This is a genomic window from Sulfurimonas sp. (assembly GCF_023228785.1).
Taxonomy (GTDB): domain Bacteria; phylum Campylobacterota; class Campylobacteria; order Campylobacterales; family Sulfurimonadaceae; genus Sulfurimonas.
On record NZ_JALOAN010000027.1, the window covers coordinates 24,240 to 30,440 of the forward strand.

General features: G+C 32.2%; 7 protein-coding genes. 3 read left to right on the forward strand and 4 right to left on the reverse strand.

Annotated elements, in window-relative coordinates; all coding sequences use genetic code 11:
• Window positions 1-3 precede the first annotated feature (3 nt).
• Window positions 4-915, reverse strand: a complete 912-nt coding sequence (locus M0Q24_RS08030; protein ID WP_295049400.1) for a dialkylrecorsinol condensing enzyme — start codon at window positions 913-915, stop codon at window positions 4-6.
• Window positions 916-1,052: 137 nt separating this feature from the next.
• Here M0Q24_RS08030 and M0Q24_RS08035 point away from each other — a divergent pair, with 137 nt between their 5' ends.
• Together M0Q24_RS08035 and M0Q24_RS08040 are read left to right on the forward strand one after the other, a co-directional pair.
• On the forward strand, window positions 1,053-1,628 hold the full coding sequence (locus M0Q24_RS08035) for a hypothetical protein (RefSeq protein ID WP_295049402.1): 576 nt from the start codon (window positions 1,053-1,055) through the stop codon (window positions 1,626-1,628).
• A 154-nt stretch (window positions 1,629-1,782) separates the two neighbouring features.
• Window positions 1,783-2,847: a class I SAM-dependent methyltransferase gene (locus tag M0Q24_RS08040; RefSeq protein WP_295049405.1), complete on the forward strand. Its 1,065-nt coding sequence runs from the start codon at window positions 1,783-1,785 to the stop codon at window positions 2,845-2,847.
• 19 nt (window positions 2,848-2,866) lie between these two features.
• Here the strand turns inward: M0Q24_RS08040 and M0Q24_RS08045 are convergent, their stop codons facing one another.
• Both M0Q24_RS08045 and M0Q24_RS08050 read right to left on the reverse strand, forming a co-directional pair.
• Complete coding sequence (locus M0Q24_RS08045) at window positions 2,867-3,517, reverse strand: beta-ketoacyl synthase chain length factor (protein ID WP_295049407.1); 651 nt, start codon at window positions 3,515-3,517, stop codon at window positions 2,867-2,869.
• Window positions 3,517-4,608, reverse strand: coding sequence for a beta-ketoacyl synthase N-terminal-like domain-containing protein (locus M0Q24_RS08050; protein WP_295049409.1), 1,092 nt, complete (start codon window positions 4,606-4,608; stop codon window positions 3,517-3,519). The genes M0Q24_RS08045 and M0Q24_RS08050 overlap by 1 nt, the downstream gene beginning before the upstream one ends.
• Window positions 4,609-4,906: 298 nt before the next feature.
• Here M0Q24_RS08050 and M0Q24_RS08055 point away from each other — a divergent pair, with 298 nt between their 5' ends.
• Entirely contained in the window at window positions 4,907-5,311 is a 405-nt protein-coding gene (locus M0Q24_RS08055) for a hypothetical protein (RefSeq protein WP_295049412.1), read from the forward strand.
• On the opposite strand, the gene M0Q24_RS08060 is transcribed toward M0Q24_RS08055, so the two are convergent.
• A partial coding sequence (locus M0Q24_RS08060) for a hypothetical protein (protein WP_295049415.1) occupies window positions 5,303-6,201 on the reverse strand: 899 nt, incomplete at its 5' end. The genes M0Q24_RS08055 and M0Q24_RS08060 overlap by 9 nt on opposite strands.

The window sequence follows — 6,201 nt, forward strand, 5'->3', positions numbered from 1 at the left end:
CGCCTATTTGCCACTTGGAAGTTCATATTTTGCTTCCATCGCTTCTAATTTTTCTTTTTGAAATATATTTAAAATTTTTCTTGATAAAATATTTAAAGGCACAATAGTTAGTAATAAAAGTACCAAAAATACAAAATATATAGTTATTGTTATTTTTCTACCAACTGAGTATTTTTTACCAGACCACTTAATGAGCTGAGTCCAAATTTGAAAGCTTCTATTTGCAATTTTTTCAGTTGCAATAAGTTTGGCATTTACACTTACAGCACCTAAGTTCGTCAACATTGCATCAGTGTTCTTTTCTTTATCTTCTTTAAGCGAGCTATTAAGACGCTCGCCAAACCTTACACAATTGTCTATATTTTCTTGTGTAATGCCGGCTTGAGGTAGTGCACTAAAAAACTTTTTATCCCCTGTAAACATCCACATAGGTAAAGTCACAAGGCTCAGCACTGAACCACTCTGATCTGTAAGAGCTACATGATCTATAAGTCTAGCATCTACAGTATCTATCATGTTTTTCATTTTTTCTTGTGCTAAAACCCACATATCTCGACAGGCTACAACAGTTACAACTGGCTTGTTTTTAAAAATCTGTTTAGCTTGAACAGATTGCATAAATGCAGTCACAGGAATAGAAGGGGCCATATACCAAACTGTATATCCTAAAATAATTAAATCATAATCCTCTTCAAGTTCTTCAAGATCTTCTATCTCACAACCATCTAGCTGAACAGCTTCTGGAAATTCATCAAAAAATGTGTAAAATGGCCATGGAAATGGATATTTTAACTTTGGTTTTATCGGTCTCATATCAACTTTTATTTCTTCATCAGCGAGTTTTGAGGTAAAACTTTTTAAGACATTTTCTAATTGTCCTGTTTGCGAATAATATACAACTAATACTTTTTTCATTCTCATCTTTTAATCAATAATTTTTAGTTTTAATTATACTCTTGCAATACTTTTAAATAGATAAGATTCAAGGCTTTAAAACAAAATAAATATTTTTTTGTGCTATAATTCATTAATATCAATCACAAGGATAAACAATGATAAAACATTTAGGTATGTTAATGGCTATAGTAGGTTTAAGTTTTTTAATGGGTGGATGTGGGGCAGCAAAATTAAGCCCAGAAGTTGAAAAAACTTTCCAAAACAATTCAAAAATGTACACACAGATGAATATGCACTATAATGTGTCTAGAAGTGCTTATATTATTGACACAACAAACTATCAAGTTGGTACATTAATCCCAGTAAATTCTGAAGTAATAATGCAAGATGTAAATGCTAAACAACTTACATTTCTATACAAAGGCCAAAAAATCATTTTAAGAAATATTGCAAAATATTCAGGTTTAAATATCTCTGATGTCACATCAAAATATTTTTCAAGTAAAAAAGTAGATCTTTCAAAATTTTCTAAATCAGAACAAAAAGCTATTGGATCTGCCAGTTTAGTTAAGGGTATGAGCAAAGATGCTGTTTTATTATCTCTTGGAACACCACCACAACACCGTACACCAGATTTAAAAGCAGACACATGGACTTACTGGAGAAATAGATGGACTACTTTTATTGTTTCATTTAACGAAGGCAAAGTTATCTCAGAAATAACTAAATAGTAGATTATCTAACTAACACATACTCATAAAGTTGAGTATGTGTCAACTCTTCTAAAAACAAATTCAAAGCTTACAACAAACTTCAATATTTCTCTTAAAAAATAAATTAACTTTTATGATATACTATTATAAAAAATAATTGTTAAGGAAAAATATGTTTGATACTAAAGACATCTCAGGAGAGCAGGCCCTTTTAGAAGCCCAAAAAATAGCATTTGCTCCTGTAATATTTCAATGTGCTAGACTTCTTCGAGACTGGGGAATTTTCAATCTTCTTCAGGTAAAAAAACAGCCTTTAACCATACAAGAGATATCAAAAGAGTGTGATATAACGATTTATGCTACACAAATTTTATGTGAATCTGGATTTAGTATGGGAGCACTCAATTTTGAAGATGAAAAATATAGTATCACTAGAATAGGATATTTTTTAGAAAACGATGAGATGACAAAAGCAAATATGAGTTACAATCATGATGTAAACTATGAGGGACTTTTTTATCTTGATAGATCTCTTAAAGAGGGAAAACCTGTAGGATTGCATCATACTTTTTCAAAAACAGAAGAAACTATTTATCCTATAATAACAACTCTACCAAAAAAAGCTAAAGATAGTTGGTTTGGTTTTGACCATTTTTACTCCGATGCTGCATTTAAATCTCTTGTCAAAATCATGAGTAAACGCGAAATTAAAAACCTTCTAGATGTTGGAGGCAATACAGGCAAATGGTCAATTGCGCTAACATCTGCCTCTCCTACTACAACAGTAACTATCTTAGACCATAAAGCGCAGATAGATGAAGCATTTATACATGCAAAAGAAGCTGGAGTGAAAGATAGAGTTAAAGGTTATCCTCTTGATTTACTTGACCATTCAAAACCATTTCCATCTGATGTTGATGGAGTTTGGATGAGTCAGTTTTTAGACTGTTTTGCTCCATCAGATATAGTCAACCTTCTAAAAAGAGCTAAAGCATCACTTAATGAAAATGGCAGGGTATATATAGTTGAGCCATTTTGGGATAGACAAAGCCATGAAATTGGCGCGTATTGTCTTATTAATACATCTCCTTACTTTACAGCTATGGCTAATGGAACAAGCAAGATGTACCGAGCAATTGAATTTAAAAAATTTGCAGAGGATGCTGGACTTAAAGTTGTTGAGGAGATCGATGGTTTAGGATTTGGACATACTCTTATGGTTTGTGAAGCTTTATAAGCCTCACAAACTATTTAACTTATAAATTAATAAATATTTTTGTAGAACCTCTCTCCCACATCTTTACAACTTTTACTAAATCCAAAAGAGAATCAATTAAGCCCTCTTCTTGTAAATCCTCTATATCTACAGCTCCACTTTCATCTTGAGCTATTTTAAGAACCACACCGGCACCTGCTTCAAGATAATTGGTGCAGTTATTTATCTCTTGTATCTTGTTTATATCTAAACATTCAGTAGCTACACATAATACTTTTTCATTTGATATTAGCGCTTGTAATGCAGCAGTTTTTAAAGCATCTAGTGAGCTATTCTTCCCTGATGATATAGTAATAATTTCATCTTTATCTTCATTTAAAAGTGAAAAGTAAGATGGTGCAGAGTTGTAAACACTGTTTTGAAAGAGTGTTGGACTAATCTGTGTTTTATTGAGTATGGCATCAGTAATACCAACAGTAGATTGTAGTTCTCCAAATGCAGAAGCATAAACAATTTTACCATTAGTAAAAGCACATTTATCTGCAATATAGAGCATTATCTTTGCATTTCTTGTTAGTCGTCTTCTTATAATCATCTTTGGAACTATTCGTTTTTCTTCTAAGTCTTCTATCTTTTTAGGTGCATATATTTTTGAAGCACTAATTATGTTGACTGCTACTTTTTTTGACATCAGTTTAATCCTCCAAAAATAATAGATACATTGTTTCCACCAAATGCAAATGAGTTACTAATAACATACTTTACAGCTTGTTTAATGTTTTTTCTTGGGATATTTATATTCTTATTTTGTGGATCTGTTAAATTTGTTTGTGCAGGGATATTAGATTGCTTGATAATTTCACAAGAGATAATAGCTTCAATAGCTCCTGCGGCACCAAGTGTATGTCCTGTTATAGCCTTAGTAGAGCTTATGTAAACATCTTTAAAGAGTTTTTCAACTCCTAAGCCTTCTACTGCATCATTTGCCATTGTCCCGGTACCATGTGCATTGACATAGTCAATATCTTTAGCATCTATCTTTGCATCTCTTAAAGCATTGAGCATTGACGTCATAGCCCCTTTTGCCTCTGGATCTGGGTTTGTCATATGGTATGCATCACTACTAGCACCAACACCGACAAGCTCAATTGAATTATTCATCTGCTCATCTTGAACTAAAAGCACCCCTATTCCCTCAGCTACATTCATGCCCTCTCTATTTTCATTAAAAGGCGTGCATACCTTTGAGGAGAGTACACTCAACGCGTAAAAACCACATACAGTTGTATAACACAAAGTGTCTGCACCTACAACTAATATATTTTTATATGCACCAACATTTATAAGTCTTTTTGCTAACAAAAGAGCATTTGCACTTGATGTACATGCAGTTGAGATTGAACGATTATCACAAAAATTAAACTCTTTTTCTAGAGAGTCTGATATAACACTAATAGCATGACGAGAAGCATCTATATTTTTGTAGTTTTTATCTTTAAAGTAGTGTTCTTCACTCTCTTTCATGCCACCTACGGAAGATCCAACAATAAGTAAAGTATCATTAAAATTTTCTAGATTAGAACTATCTAACACTTTTAAAACAATTGAATTTAGGCTTTCAAAAAAATCATTATATTTCATCTTTCCAAGTCCAACTGGAGATTCTGGCATGTAAGAAGTATCTATTGTTATGCCTGTTTGTTGTTTATATATTGATTCCATCAGCTCTTTAGTATTGCCTACACATGAGCTCGATTCATACCCATTTATAAATGCTTTCACACTCTTCCTTAGTATTTCTAGTTAACTCTATTAGTCAAAAAAGTTTACTCTCATCTCTATTTAATTTTGCTGAATATAATTGAGTGCTCTGAACAATCATGAAGTTAGATCCTGAATCAAGTTCAGGATGACGTGCTTCCCATCATTCCGCGCTTGAGTCGGAACCTAGTTTATAGATTAATCAGAGCGTTAAATTAGCTTTATATCCATGAATGCGCACTATTATTGTAAATTTTAAGATCTATCTTTTCTTTATTGAGTACTCTTTATTTTTCTTTTATTGTAGTAAACTTCCATCATGATAAATGAAGCTATTTTAAACTACGTGATCTTATTTGTTTTACTTGAGTCTTTTGAGATATATTGGCAAAAAGCCCCTACTATTATGGGGATGCTGATCCGTATGTATAAGTACTATAGAAAAAATATCTTTTTATTTTTACTCATGCAACCTACATTTTACTTCTCTGTAGTCTTTGCTATGCTAACAGAGTATAATTGGGCATCTTTAGTTTTACTCTTTATAAAAACAGTTGATATTGCTACGAAGATTTTACTACTTGAGCAAGTTTTTATAAAAAAACAACTCTCTCATGAACTAAGTTTAATCCTCTTAGCTCCAATAAACAGTTTTTTACCTTATTTAGGTTTACCAACCTACCCTATCCTTATCATCTTAAGCCTTGATGGGTTTTTAGTTTAGATCTGTATAACCTTTTAGTTGTGCCTTTTTTGCTAAGACTTGAACGCTACTTGTAATATCTTGAGATGCTATATGATAGTGTTCATGAAGTTTATCTAGGGAGTTATCTATCTTTTTAGTTAGTATGACTATAAGATCTTCCATCTGCTCTTTTACACTATTTATCTCTTCTTCTTGTGCTCTGCTTAGATTATTAACAATGGAACTTAGTTGTGCTTGAGATTTTACATAGTCTGCTTTTATATGCTCTATCTCTTGGACTAAATCTTTTATAGTTGTATAAATATCATGCAAACCACTATTTTTCTCTTCAAGTTCATTCATTTTTTTAGATGAGAGCACCATCTGATTCATTATCATTTCACTCTGCTCTCGTATGGAGTTGAGTCTGTTTTCTCCCTCATATAGAGCAGTGCTTACTCCTTCAGTATGAGATTTTAAAGATACTATCTGATTTTCAAAGGCTTTTGTTATGCCTGAGAGTTGCTCTAGAGTGTGTTTTGTGATGGCTTTTGCAATATCATCAGAGATAGCACGCATACTAGTAAGATTCTCTTTTAAACTCTCTATATCTTCACTTACATCATACTTATTTTCTAAAGCTTTTTGCAGAGTTGCTTTGATTTGATTATAGTGATCTTGTTCTGCAACCCTGAGCATATCTATATGTTTATGTACCACATTATCAAGCTCTGGGAGTTGAACATTAGTAAAGTTTTCAAAGGCTTTTGATACACCACTGTGCCACTCTTGCATCTCATCAAATTTTTCTAAAAATTTACCTTGATTTAGCTCTATAGAATTGAGCGCTTTAATATCATGCTTAAACTTCTCTCTTAAATTTTTTTGAGCCTCTCTATCTTCTTGTTGAGTTAAAATCATCCGACCTT